Raw genomic sequence first — 18142 nt, 5'->3', positions numbered from 1 at the left:
AGAGGCGATGTGACGGTCGTTTTGGGACTGGACCCGGGGTCACGCCGTACCGGCTACGGCGTCGTTCGCGATAGCGATAAAGGACCCGTCTTGATTGCCTGTGGGTGTATTCGCACGGAAACGGATCATTTTCCCGAACGCCTCAAGCAAATCTATGACGGGGTCTATAAAATCGCGCTCGAATTCCGGCCCGACGAACTGGCCATCGAGCAAGTATTCATGCACAAGAATGCCGATTCGGCTCTGAAGCTCGGGCAGGCCAGGGGAGCCGCCATCTGCGGGGGCCTTGCGGCGGGATTGCCGGTTCATGAATATGCCGCGCGGCAGGTGAAGCAGGCCCTGGTCGGAAAAGGCAGTGCGGACAAGCTGCAAGTCCAGCACATGGTGCGTTTCCTGCTCAAATTTTCTTCGCCGCTGCAATTGGACGCCAGCGACGCCCTGGGCGTGGCCTTGTGCCATATCCACCACCGGCAGACCTTGCGGCGTCTGCGGCTGGCCGGAGTTGTGATGCGATGATCGGATTTTTGCGCGGTTTGGTGGTCGCCAAAAAGCCGCCTTCTCTTTTGTTGGACGTGCGCGGCGTCGGGTACGAGATCGACGCGCCGATGTCGACCTTCTACAAGCTGCCGGAGATCGGCGAAGAGGTGACGCTGTACACCCATCTGGCGATCCGCGAGGACGCCCACAGCCTGTTCGGATTCGTATCCGAGGCGGAGCGCGCCCTGTTCCGCAGCCTGATCCGTGTCAGCGGCGTCGGTGCGAAGCTCGCCCTGGCGATTCTGTCGGGTTTGAGCGCCGAAGAGTTCCACCGTTGCGTGGAAGCGCAGGACGCCGCCCGTCTGGTGCGCTTGCCGGGGGTCGGCAAGAAAACCGCGGAACGCTTGATCATCGAAATGCGGGACCGTCTGCCCGAGCTGCCCACGGTTCATCTGCCCGGCGCGGGAACCCTGCCGGCACCGGCGGCGAGTCCGGTGGACGATGCGGTCAGCGCATTGATCGCTTTAGGATTCAAGCCGCAGGATGCCAGCAACCTGGTGCGGAAGGTTCCGGTCGACGGCAAGAGCAGCGAGGAGATCATTCGTTCAGCCTTGCAGTCCGCGGCGAAGTAAAAACCGGCTGAACTTTGATACGATAGAATCCGAGCAGCCATGGCGAATCCAGCGATTAAACCCGCGACCTACGAAGACATTCTCGCCCTTCCGCCCAATTTGGTGGGAGAAATCGTTTACGGGCGCCTGATCACCCATCCCCGTCCGGCGCCGCGTCATGCGCGGGCGTCATCGAATCTCGGGGTTCGGATCGGCGGTCCTTTCGATTTGGGTGATGGCGGCCCCGGAGGCTGGTGGATTTTGGACGAGCCGGAGCTTCATCTCGGTGGGCACGTCCTGGTGCCGGACCTGGCCGGATGGCGACGGGAGCGAATGCCCCGCTTGCCCGATGCCGCCTGGTTCGAATGCGTACCGGACTGGGTTTGCGAAGTGCTGTCGCCGTCTACGGCCCGCGACGACCGCGCCGAAAAGCTGCCGCTCTACGGCTCCCTGGGCGTAGCTCATGCCTGGCTGGTCGACCCTGACACGCGGGTTCTCGAGGCTTACGAAAACCAGCAGGGGCGCTGGTTGCTGGTACAGACCCATGCCGGCGACAGCCGGGTTTCCGTTCCGCCTTTCGAAGCCGTCGAATGGGCGTTGGGGGAACTGTGGGCGGAGTAATTGCCGCTCAAAATAGACCGTATTTATAACTATGCCTACCCACCGTCTCATCAATCCCGCCGGCTCCCCGGACGAAGACGCAGTCGACCGCGCCATACGTCCGCGCCGTCTGGACGACTACATCGGCCAGGCGGCCATGCGCGAGCAGATGGCGATCTTCATTCAAGCGGCCCTGGCGCGACGCGAAGCTTTGGATCATGTTCTGATTTTCGGTCCGCCGGGACTCGGCAAAACAACCCTGGCCAACATCATCGCCAACGAGATGGGCGTCAGCCTACGCCAGACCTCGGGGCCGGTTCTGGAAAAGGCGGGGGATTTGGCGGCTTTGCTGACCAATCTGGAGCCGCGCGACGTTCTTTTCATCGACGAGATCCATCGCTTGAGCCCGATGGTGGAGGAGGTTCTCTACCCGGCGATGGAGGATTACCAGATCGACATCATGATCGGCGAAGGTCCGGCTGCGCGTTCGATCAAGCTGGATATCCCGCCGTTTACCCTGGTGGGTGCGACTACCCGGGCCGGACTTTTGACTTCGCCCTTGCGTGACCGATTCGGGATCGTCCACCGCCTGGAGTTCTACACGCCGGAGGAATTGACCCGGATCGTCACCCGCTCGGCGAAAATCCTCGGCGTTGAAATGAGCCCCGAAGGTGCCCGCGAAATCGCGCGCCGGTCGCGCGGAACGCCGCGCATCGCCAACCGGCTGTTGCGGCGAGTTCGCGATTTCGCCGAAGTCATGGCGGACGGAAGAGTCACCGTCGAGGTGGCCGGCAAGGCGCTGGAAATGCTGAACGTCGACCATAACGGCTTCGACCAGCTCGATCGCAAGCTGCTCCGCACCATGATCGAGAAATTCGAGGGCGGTCCGGTAGGGCTAGACAACATAGCCGCCGCGATCAGCGAAGAGCGCGGCACCATAGAGGACGTTCTGGAGCCTTACTTGATTCAGCAAGGCTTCATCATGCGCACGCCGAGGGGGAGGGTTGCGACGCGCACGGCTTACCTTCATTTCGGTCTGGAGCCGCCGAAGGCGCTCAATGTGAACGAGGAGCTCTTTTAGTTGGGGGATATTTCCGAACAAAGCGGGTTTCGCTGGCCCGTCCGCGTATATTACGAAGACACCGATGCCGGCGGCGTGGTTTATCACGCCAGCTATCTCAGATTTTTCGAGCGGGCAAGGACCGAGTTTTTGCGTTCGTTGGGTTTCGAGCAGGATGACCTTCGGACCCGACATGGGATCTTGTTCGCCGTTCGCTCGATGCAGATCGACTACGTGAAAGCGGCACGGTTCAACGAGATGCTCTGGGTGTCTGCCGAAGTGGAGCAGTTGAAGTCGGCGAGCTTGACGTTCAAACAACTGGCGGTACGGCAAGATAACGAACTCGTGTGCGAGGCGCGGGTGCGCGTCGTCTGTCTCGTCGCCGAAACCTTCCGGCCCACGGCCATTCCTGATTTTTTATTGCAACGGTTAAAAAATGACCTCTGAACTCTCCATATTCAAGTTAATCACCGAAGCGAGCCCGGTGGTCCAGATCGTTATGCTCATTCTGGTTTTGGCATCGGTTATTTCATGGACCTTCATTTTTTCGAAATACAAGGAGATCAGGCGCGCCGAGGAGACTTCGGAGGAGTTCGAAGAACGCTTCTGGTCGGGGATAGATCTTGCCGATCTCTACCGCCAATTGACCCGAGAGGATCTGGGGACGGAAGGGCTCGAAAATATCTTCATGGCCGGATTCAAGGAATTCGCGCGGCTGCGGCAACAGCCGAACATCGGTCCCGATGCGGTGATGGAGGGAACGCAGAGGGTGATGCGCGTGGCCCTGAACCGCGAATTGGAGAGCCTGGACGAGCGCTTGCCGTTTCTCGCCACGGTCGGTTCCACGAGTCCCTACGTCGGACTGTTCGGCACCGTGTGGGGCATCATGAACTCGTTCCGGTCGCTCGGCAGCGTCAAGCAGGCGACCCTGGCCATGGTGGCGCCCGGCATTTCCGAAGCGCTGGTGGCGACTGCCATGGGCTTGTTCGCCGCGATTCCGGCGGTCATGGCCTATAACCGCTATTCGACCGATATCGGGCGGCTGGCCAATCGGTACGAAGCGTTCACCGAAGAATTCCTGAGCTTATTGCATCGTCAGGCGCACGCAAAATGAACGTATCATCCGGGGGAAGCGGGCGCGGCCGTCGCCGCAGGCCCATGGCCGAAATCAATGTCGTTCCTTATATCGACGTCTCTTTGGTGCTCTTGATCATTTTTATGGTGACGGCGCCGCTGCTTCAAACCGGGGTGGACGTGGATCTTCCCCAAGCCGAGGCCAGAACCGTCGATCCGCAGCAGGATCTGCCCATCATCGTATCGATCAATGCCGAAGGCCGCTTGTTCGTGGATGCCGGCAATCAGGAGGACGTCGAGGTCGATTCCGACGCGCTTACCGCCAGAGTCATGGATGCTCTCCAGAAAAAACCGGGGCTCTCGGTCTTGATTCGGGGCGACAAGACCGTGGATTACGGCAAAGTCGTGATGGTCATGGCCTCGCTCAAAAACGCGGGCGTACCGAGCGTCGGATTGATGACGGGCCCGGCCGAGGACGAATGAGTCGTTCCCATTCCAAACGCTACCGTGGTCCGTTCGGGCTATCGGTGGCGCTACACGCTGTTCTGATCCTTCTTTTTGCGGTTCAGTTCGATTCCGTCACGCCGGTCGCGCAGCCGCCCCAGCCGGAAATCATTCAGGCGACAGCGGTCGACGAATTCCAGATCGAGCGGGGACGGCAAGCCAGGCGGCGCGAGGAGCAGGCCCGTCAGGAAAAGCTGGAAGAGGAGCGGCGCGTCCAAGAAGAGGCCGAACGCCGGGAGCAGGCCGAAGCCCAAGAATTGAAGCGCAAACAGGACGAAGATGCCAAGCGGCAAGCCGAACTGGAAGCTCAGCGCAAAGCCGAGGCGGAGGAAAGAAAACGCCTGGAGGAGGCCAAGCGCCTCGCCGACCAGAAGCGTAAGGCCGACGAATCCAGGCAAGCTGAGCTGGAAGCCAAGCGCAAGGCGGAAGAACAGGCGTTGCGCAAAGCGGAGGCGGAAGCGAAGAAACGCCAGGAGGAAGATCGCCGTCAGGCCGAGCTCGAAGCCAGACGCCGGGCTGAAGAGGAGGCGAGGCGAAAGGCCGAAGTCGAAGCTAAACAAAAAGCCGAGGCTGAGGCCAAGCGTCAAGCGGAGGCCGAGGCAAAACAGAAGGCGGAGTTGGAAGCCAAGCAGAAGGCGGAAGCCGAGGCGAAACGGAAAGCGGAGCTCGAAGCCAAACAGAAAGCCGAAGCGGAAGCGAAACGGAAGACCGAGTTGGAAGCCAAACGGAAAGTCGAAGCCGACGCGAAGCGAAAAGCCGAGCTGGAAGCCAGACAAAAGGCGGAAGCCGAGGCAAAACGGAAAGCCGAGTTGGATGCCAAGCAAAAGGCGGAAGCCGAGGCGAAACGGAAAGCTGCCGAATTGGAAGCTAGACAGAAAGCGGAGGCCGAAGCAAAACGGAAAGCGGAGCTCGAAGCCAAACAGAAAGCCGAAGCGGAAGCGAAGCGAAAAGCCGAGCTGGAGGCAAAGCGGAAAGCCGAAGAAGAAGCGCGCCGGAAGGCCGAAGCCGAGGCGAAACGGAAGGCCGAGGAAGAGGCCCGCCGGCTACAGGCGGAGCGCGAATTGGCATTGCGCGAGCAGCTCGAGGAAGAACACCGAGCCGCGATGGAACAGCAAGCCAAGAAAGCGGCGAGCGACTGGGCGAATACGTACATCAAGCCGAAAGTTACGCGCTCATGGCTTCGTCCGCCGTCCGCCAAGAGCGGGCTGTCCTGTATAATTCAAGTCCGCTTGCTGCCGGGCGGTGAGGTGGCTGATGTCCAAGTGGTCAGCAGTAGCGGCGACTCCACGTTCGACCGATCCGCCGAGGCTGCCGTGCGCAAAGCATCGCCTTTGCCATGGCCTTCTGACCCGAAGGTGGCGGAACAACTTCGAGCATTTAAGTTCACATTCAAGCCCGAATAATTCTTGTCCAGGTGTTTGATGAATAGACGATTTCGCAGCGTTTTCTTTTTGAGCGTCTTTCTCACGCTCTTCAGTGGTTGGGCGCGCTCCGAGCTAAACGTGGAAATTACTCAGGGCGTCGAAGGCGCCATGCCGATCGCCGTGGTGCCTTTCGGTCAGCAGATTTTGCCGGGCGACAACATCGGCAGCATCATCGCGGCTGATCTCGCACGTAGCGGACGCTTCAAACCTTTGCCGGAAAGCGAAATGCTGGAAACGCCGACGTCGCCGGAGCAGGTTCGATTCCGCACCTGGCAAGTGTTGGGGCAGGATCATCTGGTCATAGGGCGGGTACAGCCCGGTGCCGGCAGCCAGTACGAGGCCGAGTTTTTCCTGTACGACTCGATAAAAGGTACGCTGCTGACCAGCGCCAGAATCCCGTTCAATGCGCCGGAGACGCGCCGCACCGCGCACCGTATCGCCGACGTCATTTATCAGCAGTTGACCGGCGAGCCCGGCGCGTTCGCTACTCGCGTGGCGTACGTAACCGTGACCGGTAGCGGCCCTCGCGATCGGCAGTACCGTCTCCAAATCGCCGATACCGACGGGTATAACCCGCAAACCATCATCAGCTCGGTCGAACCGATCATGTCCCCGGCCTGGTCGCCGGACGGCAAGCGGATCGCTTACGTGTCGTTCGAGAACAAGACCTCGGCCATCTTCATCCAGACCCTTGCGACGGGCGAACGTCAGAAGGTGTCCGACGCGCCCGGCATCAACGGGGCGCCGGCCTGGTCTCCGGATGGCTCTCAATTGGCCATGACCCTCTCCAAGGATGGCAACCCTGATGTTTACGTGATGAATTTGGCGTCCCGCTCTTTGCGCCGAATTACGGATCATATCGGCATCGATACCGAGCCGAACTGGTCGCGGGATGGCGGGAGCATCGTATTCACTTCGGATCGAGGCGGGAAGCCGCAGCTCTATCTCGTGTCTTCCTCCGGCGGGCCGGCGCAGCGCTTGACCTACGAGGGAGAATACAATGCGCGCGGAGTGTTCTCGCCCGACGGACGCAGCATTGCGATGGTCCACGGCAATGGCGGCGACTACCGGATCGCCGTGATGGATTTGCAGACCCGTACATTGCGCGTGCTAACCAAGGGGCGTCTGGACGAATCGCCGGGTTTTGCGCCTAACGGGAGCATGATTCTTTACGCCTCGAAGAGCGGCGGAGTAGGGCAGTTGGCAGCCGTTTCGATAGACGGCAGGGTTCAGCAGAGCCTTCGTATCGACAGCGGACAAGTGCGCGAGCCGGCGTGGTCCCCGTAAGGCGGCGTTAGCGGGTTTCGTGAGAAGGGCGGAAGCTTAGAAAAAACAGTAGGTCGATTTTTATCTTGCTAGTGGGGAAAACAGATGAAACTTGTCAAGACTGCATTGGTTGTCGCTATGATGTCTCTTGTCCTTAACGGTTGTAGCTCGAAAGGCGGCGTGCAAGAGGAGGCCGGCGCCGAAGCGGGCATGGAGGGCGGGCCCGGCGGCCCGCAGATCAGCAAGTACGGCGAAGGCACGGATGGCGGCGCATACGGTCCGGGCGGCGCCGGTTACGGTCCGGGTGCGGGCGGGACCGGCGATCCGATGCTGGATGATCCGTCCAGTCCGTTGTCCAAGCGAGTCATCTACTTTATGTACGATAGCTACGAAGTGCTGCCGGAGTATCAGCAGGTCGTCAGTGCTCATGCGAATTATCTGGCTTCCCATCCGGAGCGCAACATCATTCTGGAAGGACATGCGGACGAGCGGGGCTCTCCCGAGTACAACATCGCGTTGGGCGAGCAGCGGGCCAAGGCCGTAGCCAAGATGATGCAGTTCCAGGGCGCTAATGATGGCCAGGTCCAAGTGGTCAGTTTCGGCGAGGAAAAACCTGCCGTATCGGGTCACGACGAATCGGTTTGGCAGCAGAATCGTCGGGTGGAAATTTCCTATTCGGGACGTTAACCGTATGCATCTAAAAAAGCCGGTTTTCACATTGCTGTTTTTGGGATCGCTGCATGCGACGATTTCGAGTGCCCAGCAGTACGACCAGATATACGATCGAAGGTACGATCAAAATCAAACCGGCTACGGGGTGGCTACCCTCGAGGAGCGCGTCTCTCAGTTGGAGAAGCGTCTCTCGGGAAACACCTTGATCGAAATGTTCAATCGGATGGAGCAGTTGCAGGCTGAAGTCCTCAAGCTCCGCGGGGAAAACGAGGAGCTTGCCCATCAGCTCGAAGAGCTGAAAAACCAGCAACAGGCTATGTATACGGACTTGGACCAGCGTATGCAGCAGTTGTCCGCCGGCGGTTCCGCTGCGCCGCAGGCGCCCCTCGATCAGTCCGCTTCGCCCGATGGCGCAGCCCCGACGGAAGCGACCGCGTCTCAGGCACCGGCGCCACAAGCGCCCGTTTCGCCTGGCGATCCGGGAAATCGCCAGGCGGCCTATCAAAAGGCTTTCAATACATTGAAAGAAGGAAAATATCCGGAAGCGGTCAAGGAATTCAAAAACTTCATCGCGGCCTATCCGACCGGCGAATACGCGGACAATGCGCACTACTGGCTTGCGGAAGCGTATTATGTCAGCCGTGATTTCAATACTTCGCGCGACATTTTCCGGAAACTGATCAAGGACTTTCCACAGAGCAGCAAAGTGCCGGACGCTCTGTTGAAAATCGGTTTCATCGAGTACGAAACCGGCCAGAAGGCGAACGCGAAGGAACTGCTGACCGAGGTCGTCAAGCGTTATCCCGATTCCAGCGCCGCAAAGATGGCGGAGAAACGGCTGGATAAGCTACGGCAAGAAGCAAAGCGCTGATTTTTGGCAGCGCCTGATTAGTGAATCAACTTCGAGTAACCGAAATCTTCTACTCCCTGCAAGGGGAGTCCCGCACCGTTGGATTGCCGACGGTCTTCGTCCGTTTGACGGGATGTCCGTTGCGTTGCGTGTATTGCGACACGGCTTACGCCTTTACCGGCGGCCAAAAGATGTCCATCAACGAAATCGTGGCTGAAGTTGGGACCTACCATCCGGGTTATGTGACCGTCACAGGGGGCGAGCCGTTGGCGCAGCGCGGGTGTCTCGTCTTGCTGGATGCGCTGGTCGAGAAAGGCTATGAGGTTTCGCTGGAAACCAGCGGGGCTCTGGACGTGTCGGACGTCAACCCGAAAGTCGTCAAGGTTCTGGACCTCAAGACGCCTTCGTCCTGCGAAGAGTCGAGGAATCTCTATCGCAACCTGGACTATCTCGATCGGAAGGATCAGCTCAAGTTCGTCATCATGAACGAGGCCGATTATCAATGGGCAAAGGCCAAGATGGAGGAATACGGCTTGTCGGATCGTTGCGAAGTGCTCTTCTCGCCGGCCATGGGCGCGCAAGATCCTGCGGAGCTTGCCGACAAGATTTTGCGCGACCGTTTGCCGGTTCGTTTCCAAGTACAGCTACACAAGATCCTCTGGGGCGACACACCCGGACGGTGATGACGACGATGAAAAAAGCGGTTGTTTTACTCTCCGGCGGACTCGATTCGGCGACGACTCTGGCTATCGCGAAGTCGCAAGGATACGAGTGTTACGCCCTCAGTTTCGATTACGGACAGCGCCATGGCGCGGAGCTCCATGCCGCCCGGCGCGTGGCGCAGAGCTGCGGCGCGATCGAGCACAAGATCATCCGAATAGGTCTCGGCGAGTTCGGCGGCTCGGCGCTCACCGACACCCGCATCGCCGTGCCGGAGACTCCGCAGGAAGGCATTCCGGTCACTTACGTACCTGCGCGGAATACCGTCTTTCTCGCATTCGCCCTCGGCTGGGCGGAAGTCTTGGGCAGCGCGGACATTTTCATAGGCGTGAATGCCGTCGACTATTCCGGCTACCCCGATTGCCGGCCGCAGTATATCGAGGCTTTCGAGCGTCTGGCGAACTTGGCGACCAAGGCCGGTGTCGAGGGGAAGCATTTCAAGGTACATGCGCCGTTGATCACGCTCAAAAAGGCCGAAATCATCCGCATCGGGACAGATTTGGGCATCGATTATGCTTTAACGGTGTCATGTTATTCGGCCGACGATGAAGGGCGAGCCTGCGGTTCGTGCGACTCGTGCCGATTCCGAAAAATCGGTTTTGCCGAAGCCGGTATTTCAGATCCCACGCGCTATAAATCCTAAAGATCGAATGGTTCGGCTTCCGCTATTTGCCCGGCATTTTGCCGCTGAGCGAATAGGCGAAAGCGATCACTTCGGCCACCGCAAGATAGAGTTCCCGCGGAATTTCATTGCCCAGCGGGACCTTGGCCAACACGTTCGCCAAACCCTCGTCCGCGTGCAGCGGAATATTGTGTTGCCGCGCCCGCTCTATGATCTGCTCCGCGACCGCACCTTTGCCCTTTGCGGTCACGCGCGGGGTGCTCTCTCCGTCGTAATGCAGGGCGACGGCGATATCGGGAGGGTTGACCAGCCGGGTCATGCGCGGAGATCCAGGATCGGCGGGGAGGGATTTTCGGAGCGCGGCGAATCGGGCGGTCGATCCAGCGCCGTCAGTTGACCTACGGCTAGCCCTGCGCCATGCAGTCGCGCTCTAAGACGTTCGCACTGCTCGCGGATGAGGTCGGATGTCGTTGCCGTGTCGCTCCACAAATAGGTGTCGATCCGGTCGCCCTTCAAGACGACGCGCGCACAGAACGTCCCGAGCCCCGGCGGGTGCAATTCCAGCGTAAGCGACCAAGAGTCGGGACTCTCCGCGCTGCCGGGCTTCGCATCCTTGGTTATCAGCAGTTTTGCCGCGTCCTTATGCTGTCCATCGGTAAAAGGGATTTCCACTTGCCAAACGGATGGCGCGGCATCGTTCCTGGGCAGTGACGCAAGCTGATCCATGACCACCCTGGCGATTGCGGCTTCGACTTTTTGCGCGATACGTTCGGCTCCGCGTTCATTCCCCTGCACGAGTTCGTTCTGTTCGTCCGGTGACGGAAGAGTCTTGCGGCGTGCGGTGGATAATTCGTGCTCCGGGGTGCGCGGCGTCGCGAGCTGCGAGTCTCCAGGCAGTTTCGGTGAATCCTTTTCGCCGCGCTCCGCAGTTCGCGCGATTCGCTCATCCGCGAGCGCGATATCTTCGGATGTGCCGGCGTCTTCGAAACGAAACTCGGTTAGTTCCGCTTGCTCTTCGGCATCGGCGCTGAACGGTCGGGTTTGAATCTCTCCTCCGTCCGCCGTAGTGCGGGGCGTATCGGGGATAGCGTCCGCACTGGTCCGAAGCACCTTCAGCCTATCGAGAACTCGGAGCAGTTGCGCTTTGAAATCCGAATCGGCGAATTCGGCCGACGAATCGGCATCGTCGGCGAGCTTCGCTTCAAGAAATATCCCCGAGTTCAATAAACCTTTTTCCAAGCCCTCGGGCGTCGCCAACTCGGATTTTTTCGGGATCGAGGCCAACAGATTTTCTAAAGCTTGTGTGATCGGGGCGGGCAACGAGGACGTTTGTCTGGCCTGCGCGACTAGGCGGTGGAGTTCCTGGATCACATCGGCGAGCGGTTCCTGTTTCGGCAAGAACAGGCGTAAAGCCTGCTGAACCGTCGATTCGGGCATATCGGCGCCGGAATCGCGCGGCACGATGCGAAGCTCGGGCGTGGTGCCGAGCTTGACCACCTCGAGTTCGAGTATCTGCCCCGGCTGGAGGTTCGCGCTGCTGTTTGCCGTAAGAGTGCGGCCGCCGGCGTCGAGTCGGAGAAGGAAGCTGTTGTCCTTGAGTTGTGTCTCAACGACCGCTCGAAGAATGTCCCCGAGCTTTAGCGGCTGCGCCCCGGCTTGAAGCAGGGGAGTCGTCGGGACGAGGACAGACAGCCGGATTTCCATTTGTGTCAACGTGTAAGCATTTGCTGAATCTGCAAAATTTCTTCCTTGGCAAGACCGAGCACGTCTTTGCTCAAATCCGTCGCCGCTTGTCCCTCCATGAGTTTGCGATAAGCCGGAATTTCATCCATGCGGGGGTATTTGTGGATCTGCAGCGTGCCGACGAAGCTGTGGAGCTGGGACAGAATGACCAGATCCGTATAATCCGGAGCGCCGGGGTGATCGCGAAACCAATTTTCGGCGTGGACCGTCACATCTTCGAAATCCGGAGGAAAATTCCACTTCCGTAAGATCATCGCGCCTACGGGGGCGCGCAAGGTTTGTATCGCCTGGTCGAGATGGCGGGGATCGGCGATCAATTCCGGATGCCGATCGGCGAAGGTGAGCACGGGAACGGTGCCGATATCGTGAACCAGCGCAGCCAGCATCGCCCGATCGGGATCGAACCCCCTGGTCTTATGGGCGAGCACGGCACAGATGGCGGCGACGTAGCTGCTGTGCGCCCACAGTTCATGCATCCGTTTCCGGATCTGGGACGACTTGGCGATAAACACCGCTTTCAAGGAAAACGTGGTGATCAAGTGCTGCGCCGCTTTGAGCCCGAGTCGCGTCAGAGCCTCGGGGCAGCTCTCTATTTTCTTGCGGCCGTGATAAAGCGGACTGTTGGCGATATGAATCAGCCGTGCGGTAATGGCCGGATCGATTTGAACGACCCGCGCGATCTTCGAATTATTCGCCCGGTCGTCGTTGATGGCCTTGCGTATCTTGAGGGAAATGTCGGGGAGCGTGGGCAGCACCAGTTTCTTCGCCCGCATTTCCTGGTAGCAAAGTTGCAATAAAGGGTTTTGAAGAGTATCTGCCGTCTCGAGAGTCATTACGAATGGAATGCGTTCGTTGGATCGCCGATGACACTGAATCCGGGAAAAACAATAAGGATAGCCTGGTTCCGGTCCCTCGGTAACATCCCTCGATCTTCGCGATAAAGGAATACACCGGATTTTGGTATTATTAGCGTTCCTCCACCCTCTAGTCACTGAGGGCCGACGGCAAAAGTCGGCAACTCTAGTCTTTTTTCAGGATTATTCGAATGACCATACGCACCCGATTTGCTCCCAGCCCTACGGGTTACTTGCACGTTGGCGGCGCGCGCACGGCGCTTTTCTCCTGGCTTTACGCACGCAAGCACGGCGGCACCTTTATCCTGCGCATCGAGGATACGGACTTGGAGCGTTCCACGGTCGACGCGGTCAATGCGATTCTGGAGGGTATGACCTGGCTCGGGCTGGAATACGACGAAGGACCGTTTTATCAAACCCATCGGTTCGAGCGTTATAAAGCCATTGCCCAGCAATTGCTGAACGAAGGCAAGGCCTATCATTGCTACTGCACTAGGGAAGAGTTGGATAACCTCCGTGCCGAACAACTGGCACGCAAGGAAAAGCCCCGCTACGACGGCCGTTGCCGCCATCGTACCGAGCCCCGCGAAGGCGTTCAGCCGGTGATGCGGTTTCGCAATCCGGACGACGGCGAAGTCGTCATCGAAGATCTCGTGCGTGGCCAGGTCATTGTGAAGAACAGTGAATTGGACGATCTCATCATTCTTCGCTCGGACGGTACCCCCACCTACAACTTCACGGTGGTGGTCGACGACCTCGACATGCAGATCACCCATGTCATCCGCGGCGACGACCATCTCAACAACACGCCGCGCCAGATCAACATTCTGAAGGCTTTGGGCGCGCCGCTGCCGAAATACGCTCACGTGCCGATGATCTTAGGGCCAGATGGAGCCAAGCTATCGAAACGCCATGGAGCGGTCAGCGTCATGCAATACCGCGACGACGGCTATTTGCCCGAGGCGCTCATCAATTATCTGGTGCGCCTCGGCTGGTCCCATGGCGATCAGGAGATCTTTTCGGTGGACGAAATGATCGAGCTGTTCGATGTTAACGACATCAATCATTCGGCCTCGGCGTTCAATCCGGAAAAACTGTTGTGGCTGAATCATCACTACATCATGCACAGCGATCCCTTGCATGTCGCGCATCATCTGCGCTGGCATCTGGGGCAACTGGACATCGATCCCACTCGGGGGCCCGATCCCGTCAGGGTGGTCGAAGCGCAGCGCGAGCGGTGCAAGACCCTGGTCGATATGGCGAACGCGAGCGTCTTCTTTTACAAAGAGTTCGAAGCGTACGACGAGAAGGCCGCCAGCAAGAACCTGACCGCCGATAATCTCGGGGCGCTGCAAGCGCTGGAAACAAAACTCTGGGCGCTGGGTAACTGGAGCCGAGAGGCGATTCACCAGGTGGTCGTGGAGACGGCGGAAACGCTTGGAGTGAAGATGGGCAGCGTCGCTCAGCCGCTTCGGGTCGCCGTATCGGGAACGACGGTATCGCCTCCCATCGACCTCACCCTGGAGTTGTTGGGAAAAGATACGACGCTCTCCAGGGTCGGCCGAGCCATCGCCTATATCAATAAAAAAGCCTAGACAAACGCGAAGTCTTTCTTTAATATTCGCGTTCTCGATCGCGTGGGGCCATAGCTCAGCTGGGAGAGCGCAACAATGGCATTGTTGAGGTCGCGAGTTCGATCCTCGCTGGCTCCACCACTCGCGGATTGACCAATCAAGTTCCTTGTCCCCATCGTCTAGAGGCCTAGGACACCGCCCTTTCACGGCGGTAACAGGGGTTCGAATCCCCTTGGGGACGCCACGTTTATATAACCTTGGGGCAGCAAAGTCCCAACGGTCGTTTGTCGTTCCGCCAGCAAGACTTTCTTGCCGTCCCGTTCCACCGGAATACGCCGAATCGGTTCCTTGAGCAGCTGCCGAAGCTGCCTTTCGTGCCGCGGCCACATCGCCCTGCATCTGGATCTTGAAGCATCCAATCCCGTCATGAAGTTGCTGGCGAAGCTGGCGCGGATCCCATGCGGCCGGCGTTTCGCTCAAACGCCTCATGTCCTCGTCAAGGCTTTGGATCCGGATTTCGCGTTTGGGGGTTTCTGCGAGGATGCTGGTGGACGTCTGGCCCGAGGCAATCAGCGCCATGAAGTTGGCCAGTTCCTTTTTGAGCTTTTGGATCTCGCCCAGATAGTCGGGCGGCTCAGTCGTCAGGGCTTGCTTGATGAGGCTCAGGGCCTTTTCAATCACATAATCGATCGCCTCGGACGTGAGAATCGTCACCCGGGACCGGACAGGATCTCCTGATCGAGCGTCTCCACCCGGACTTTGTGATCGTTCACGCAGACGCTGGCGCCGCGGCTGTGGTGGTACGAACAGTCATAGTAGTAGTGATTCCGCTTGCCGCCCAAGGCCGCGATGTTGCTCCCGCAAAGACTGCTGCAGGCCAGGCTCGAGAGAAGATACTTCGATTCCTTCGGGGATCGGGGCGATAGAAGCGCTCGCCTCCGGTCGCTTTGAGATAATTTTGGGGCGCCGCTTCGAGCCGGCCTGGACTTCATCCCGGAGGTCTTGAGATACGATGGCGAGCTTCGGGCCGACGGATTTCGAGATGGTCCGCCTGGGGCATCCGCTTCTTCGCCGATCCGCCCTGACGGGTGTTTCGGTACTCGCCAAACGGGATTCACCCGAGATAGCGCCGCCGACGCAGCATCGGTTGGATCGCCGCTCAGGGTCTTGATCAGGGTGGTATAGCGATGTCCACCCGCATACATCTGAAAGATCGCACGGATACAACCTGTTCGGTCTGGGTGTTTGTTCTCAATTGATTTTCGGGACTCCGTACCCATATCGCCATTGCTCCGACTGGTCCTTATTCATCCGTTGTGAAGTTAAGTTCTTGAGCTTAAGCTCCAAATTTCTCGTTATTAATGATTGATGCTAAACCATGAAACGACTGGTTGTGATCGATATCGTTGGGCTTAATCCTTCGCTCTTGGGCGAGCACACGCCACATTTGAACCGGCTGATTACGGATGGATTTGTCGCTAATTTGGAGCCGGTTTTTCCGGGCGTGACGTGTACCGCCCAAGCATCGATGCTGACCGGTTCCCTTCCCCGGGAGCACGGAATAGTCGCCAACGGCTGGTATTTTCGCGATCTTGCCGAAGTATGGTTCTGGCGTCAGTCCAATCATCTCGTCCATGGCGAGAAGGTTTGGGATGCAGCGAAAATGTCCATCCGCGATTTCAGCTGCGCTCAACTCTTCTGGTGGTACAACATGTACGCTGACGTGGAGTACTCTGTTACCCCACGCCCCATTTATCCCGCGGATGGGCGGAAAATTCCGGCGCTTTACTCGAATCCCGCAGATCTGCACCGGAGGATCGAAGCCGAATTGGGTCCTTTCCCGATGTTTAACTTTTGGGGCCCGGCGGCGGACTTACGATCGTCGAGCTGGATCGCAAATGCCGCCAAATGGACGTTCGACCATCATCCCTGCAAACTGCAACTGGTGTATCTGCCGCACCTGGATTACAACCTTCAGCGCCTCGGGCCGGCCGATCCGCGAATATGGGAAGACGTCCGCGCCATCGATGCCGTCGCGGGAGACTTGATCGACCACGTTAGGGCTCAGGGAGCCGATGTTATGGTGGTCTCCGAGTACGGCATCGAGCCGGCCACGGGCTGTGTCCATATCAATAAAGTTTTGCGCGAACAGGGCTACATCTCCGTGCGCGAGACCCTCGGCTACGAGTTGCTGGACTTCGGCGCGTCGCGCGCCTTCGCCGTGGCCGATCATCAGATAGCCCATGTCTACGTGCGGAACGCTTCGGACAGTCCTGCCGTGGAACGCTTGCTTGGCACGGTACCGGGTATCGAGCGAGTACTGGCGGAGCAGGGAAAAGCCGAAATGGGCCTGGATCATCCGCGCTCCGGGGAATTGATCGCCATCGCCGAACCCGGGCATTGGTTCAGCTATTACTATTGGCAGGACGATGCGAAGAGTCCTGACTTTGCCCGTACGGTCGATATCCATCGCAAGCCGGGCTACGATCCGGTGGAGCTTTTCGTCGATCCGGACATCCGGTGGCCAAAGCTGAAAATTGGGTTTCGGCTGCTCCAAAAGCAACTAGGCTTCCGAATGTTGATGGATGTGATTCCACTCAAACCGGACCTGGTTAAGGGCACTCATGGCCGGTGCCACCAATCGGCTGACTTGAATCCCGTTTTGATCTCTTCCCGGCGCGACTTTGCGGTTGATCAGTTGCCGATAACCGGAATTAAACAACTGATATTGAATAGCCTTAATTGACAGCGGCTTCCGTAGAAGCCATTCACTGGATTTAGGGTCTACCGGTCCATGGTCATGGGTTCGCCTCCGGCATAGCTCACCATCATTTCTTCATTTGAAACTTCGGCGTTCATTCTTCCGGTTATCTCAGTCGTTCGCACATGATCGTCGGGGGCGCGATCTTCGCCCTTAGGCAAGCCGAGGGCCGGGCCCTATTGAATCAGGCGATAACCACGAGCGGTGATGTACGGGGCGGGGTGGCAACGGAAGTTCCGGCACTCTCGGCTATCGAGGTGGCTTAAACCGGAGTTGCAATGTCAAAAATTTTTACATACCAGAGTTCGGTGCGGCGTGCTCAATCTTCAATACAAACATGTGCTTAGGTGTATCAGTCTGAGAACACTCGTTAAAAAACCTCACCGCGAGTGTCGAAATCTTTTACGGTCTCGCCGGCCGATAAGGGACCTGAGTTGCTAAAGTTCCCTGCATCACACAAAAAGCTCCATAAAATCAATTTATTATCATATCTGTTGCATTTATGGCACAGGCCTTGCCTTGTACATGAGGCAGTTATGGTCGGCAAGTCATTTGAGTCGTCCGTACGCTTCTGATGTTCGACGGTAATAAGCGCTTATCCCGGTAGGCCGCTCGCTCGGAGTGACGTCGACGGGTTTCGAGCGCCAACCATAGGGCGTCTACGAACAAGCCCATTTTGTCCGCTTTGATTGGGGAAGGATCCGGATGAAAAGTCTTCTAAAAGCCAGTCTTGGCTTGCTCCTTATCTGTTCTGGTTCGAATGCAAGTGCGACGGTGATTCGCTATCAGGCGATCGATCTCGCCGACAGCGTGGTCGGTCAGGATCTCTGGCAATACCGCTATGACGTTAGCGGCTTGCCCGGATCGGCCGTGGGGTTCGATGTGTTCTTCAATCTGAGCGAGGGCTACCAGGCGGGCGACTTGAGCGATCCGCTGGCGCCCAATGGCGACTGGACGGTCGTCCTCCTTCAGCCCGACCCGGTCCTGCCGGACGACGGCCGTTTTTATGCCGAGATCGTCGCCGTTTCGCCGGTTCTACCGAATCTTCCCGATACTTATTTCAGCGTCAACTTTGTCTGGCCCGGGACCGGAGCCCCGGGTGGGCAAAGCTTTGCGATTTACGATGCCAACTTCGACATCCTCGAAGCCGGGCGCACCAGACCGTTCGGTGAAGCGATCCCAGAACCCGCGGTTCCCGCGTTGCTGCTCGTAGGACTGTTCGGATTGACCTGGTTTCGGACCCGGCGCAGCCAACGCGAGCTTTCCAAGCCGTAGCCATTTTTCCGCTGCCGGATTGTTGGCAGTGACAAAAGCGGCTCGTCTACACCTG

Annotated in this window: 20 protein-coding genes and 2 tRNA genes; 19 read left to right on the top strand and 3 right to left on the bottom strand. The window is 58.4% G+C overall.

What is annotated here, in order from left to right; genetic code table 11:
* Positions 1-9: 9 nt before the first annotated feature.
* The 13 genes from ruvC (at position 10) to queC (ending at position 9901) form a co-directional block, all read left to right on the top strand.
* The gene (gene ruvC / locus JOD69_RS02795) at positions 10-516 is read left to right on the top strand and encodes a crossover junction endodeoxyribonuclease RuvC (protein WP_077728967.1); all 507 of its coding nucleotides are present in this window, start codon (positions 10-12) and stop codon (positions 514-516) included.
* Positions 513-1109 carry a Holliday junction branch migration protein RuvA gene (ruvA, locus tag JOD69_RS02790; protein ID WP_086135330.1) on the top strand — a complete coding sequence of 199 codons (597 nt, stop codon included), beginning with the start codon at positions 513-515 and terminating at the stop codon, positions 1107-1109. The genes ruvC and ruvA overlap by 4 nt, the downstream gene beginning before the upstream one ends.
* A gap of 39 nt (positions 1110-1148) precedes the next feature.
* Positions 1149-1709: a Uma2 family endonuclease gene (locus tag JOD69_RS02785; protein WP_077728969.1), complete on the top strand. Its 561-nt coding sequence runs from the start codon at positions 1149-1151 to the stop codon at positions 1707-1709.
* 31 nt (positions 1710-1740) lie between these two features.
* A complete protein-coding gene (gene ruvB, locus JOD69_RS02780) occupies positions 1741-2769 on the top strand; it encodes a Holliday junction branch migration DNA helicase RuvB (RefSeq protein ID WP_077728970.1) in 1029 nt (342 codons plus the stop codon).
* Entirely contained in the window at positions 2770-3195 is a 426-nt protein-coding gene (gene ybgC / locus JOD69_RS02775; RefSeq protein WP_077728971.1) for a tol-pal system-associated acyl-CoA thioesterase, read from the top strand. It abuts the gene before it with no gap.
* Positions 3185-3862, top strand: a complete 678-nt coding sequence (gene tolQ / locus JOD69_RS02770; protein WP_077728972.1) for a protein TolQ — start codon at positions 3185-3187, stop codon at positions 3860-3862. Before ybgC ends, tolQ begins: the two co-directional genes overlap by 11 nt.
* Positions 3859-4305 carry a protein TolR gene (gene tolR / locus JOD69_RS02765; protein ID WP_077728973.1) on the top strand — a complete coding sequence of 149 codons (447 nt, stop codon included), beginning with the start codon at positions 3859-3861 and terminating at the stop codon, positions 4303-4305. Before tolQ ends, tolR begins: the two co-directional genes overlap by 4 nt.
* Positions 4302-5729, top strand: coding sequence for a cell envelope integrity protein TolA (gene tolA / locus JOD69_RS02760; RefSeq protein WP_210023786.1), 1428 nt, complete (start codon positions 4302-4304; stop codon positions 5727-5729). Before tolR ends, tolA begins: the two co-directional genes overlap by 4 nt.
* A gap of 18 nt (positions 5730-5747) precedes the next feature.
* Positions 5748-7037, top strand: coding sequence for a Tol-Pal system beta propeller repeat protein TolB (gene tolB / locus JOD69_RS02755; RefSeq protein ID WP_077728975.1), 1290 nt, complete (start codon positions 5748-5750; stop codon positions 7035-7037).
* 84 nt (positions 7038-7121) lie between these two features.
* Positions 7122-7703 carry a peptidoglycan-associated lipoprotein Pal gene (pal, locus tag JOD69_RS02750; protein ID WP_077728976.1) on the top strand — a complete coding sequence of 194 codons (582 nt, stop codon included), beginning with the start codon at positions 7122-7124 and terminating at the stop codon, positions 7701-7703.
* 4 nt (positions 7704-7707) lie between these two features.
* Positions 7708-8559 carry a tol-pal system protein YbgF gene (gene ybgF, locus JOD69_RS02745; protein ID WP_168183894.1) on the top strand — a complete coding sequence of 284 codons (852 nt, stop codon included), beginning with the start codon at positions 7708-7710 and terminating at the stop codon, positions 8557-8559.
* 20 nt (positions 8560-8579) lie between these two features.
* Entirely contained in the window at positions 8580-9221 is a 642-nt protein-coding gene (queE, locus tag JOD69_RS02740; RefSeq protein WP_086135332.1) for a 7-carboxy-7-deazaguanine synthase QueE, read from the top strand.
* A gap of 8 nt (positions 9222-9229) precedes the next feature.
* Positions 9230-9901, top strand: coding sequence for a 7-cyano-7-deazaguanine synthase QueC (gene queC, locus JOD69_RS02735; RefSeq protein WP_086135497.1), 672 nt, complete (start codon positions 9230-9232; stop codon positions 9899-9901).
* 22 nt (positions 9902-9923) lie between these two features.
* Here the strand turns inward: queC and JOD69_RS02730 are convergent, their stop codons facing one another.
* Genes JOD69_RS02730 through JOD69_RS02720 form a run of 3 tightly spaced genes read right to left on the bottom strand, consistent with a single transcriptional unit; the run spans position 9924 to position 12456 of the window.
* The gene (locus JOD69_RS02730; protein WP_077728979.1) at positions 9924-10199 is read right to left on the bottom strand and encodes an EscU/YscU/HrcU family type III secretion system export apparatus switch protein; all 276 of its coding nucleotides are present in this window, start codon (positions 10197-10199) and stop codon (positions 9924-9926) included.
* A complete protein-coding gene (locus JOD69_RS02725; protein WP_139841152.1) occupies positions 10196-11584 on the bottom strand; it encodes a flagellar hook-length control protein FliK in 1389 nt (462 codons plus the stop codon). Before JOD69_RS02725 ends, JOD69_RS02730 begins: the two co-directional genes overlap by 4 nt.
* Positions 11585-11589: 5 nt before the next feature.
* Positions 11590-12456: an HDOD domain-containing protein gene (locus JOD69_RS02720; protein ID WP_077728981.1), complete on the bottom strand. Its 867-nt coding sequence runs from the start codon at positions 12454-12456 to the stop codon at positions 11590-11592.
* Positions 12457-12668: 212 nt separating this feature from the next.
* On the opposite strand from JOD69_RS02720, the gene gltX reads away from it, so the two are divergent.
* From gltX to JOD69_RS02690, 6 genes are all read left to right on the top strand, one after another.
* Positions 12669-14072: a glutamate--tRNA ligase gene (gltX, locus tag JOD69_RS02715; RefSeq protein ID WP_086135334.1), complete on the top strand. Its 1404-nt coding sequence runs from the start codon at positions 12669-12671 to the stop codon at positions 14070-14072.
* A 44-nt stretch (positions 14073-14116) separates the two neighbouring features.
* Positions 14117-14192: transfer RNA gene (locus tag JOD69_RS02710), tRNA-Ala, on the top strand.
* A 27-nt stretch (positions 14193-14219) separates the two neighbouring features.
* Positions 14220-14295: transfer RNA gene (locus tag JOD69_RS02705), tRNA-Glu, on the top strand.
* A 182-nt stretch (positions 14296-14477) separates the two neighbouring features.
* Complete coding sequence (locus JOD69_RS02700) at positions 14478-14789, top strand: hypothetical protein (RefSeq protein WP_139841153.1); 312 nt, start codon at positions 14478-14480, stop codon at positions 14787-14789.
* A 640-nt stretch (positions 14790-15429) separates the two neighbouring features.
* Entirely contained in the window at positions 15430-16797 is a 1368-nt protein-coding gene (locus tag JOD69_RS02695) for a nucleotide pyrophosphatase/phosphodiesterase family protein (protein WP_077728984.1), read from the top strand.
* Positions 16798-17517: 720 nt separating this feature from the next.
* A complete protein-coding gene (locus JOD69_RS02690) occupies positions 17518-18087 on the top strand; it encodes a PEP-CTERM sorting domain-containing protein (protein WP_077728985.1) in 570 nt (189 codons plus the stop codon).
* Positions 18088-18142: the final 55 nt, after the last annotated feature.

It is taken from the genome of Methylocaldum sp. RMAD-M (assembly GCF_017832375.1).
In the GTDB taxonomy this organism is placed as follows: domain Bacteria; phylum Pseudomonadota; class Gammaproteobacteria; order Methylococcales; family Methylococcaceae; genus Methylocaldum.
The sequence above is the reverse complement of the archived record's forward strand: the minus strand, read 5'-3'. Positions and strand labels throughout refer to the sequence as shown.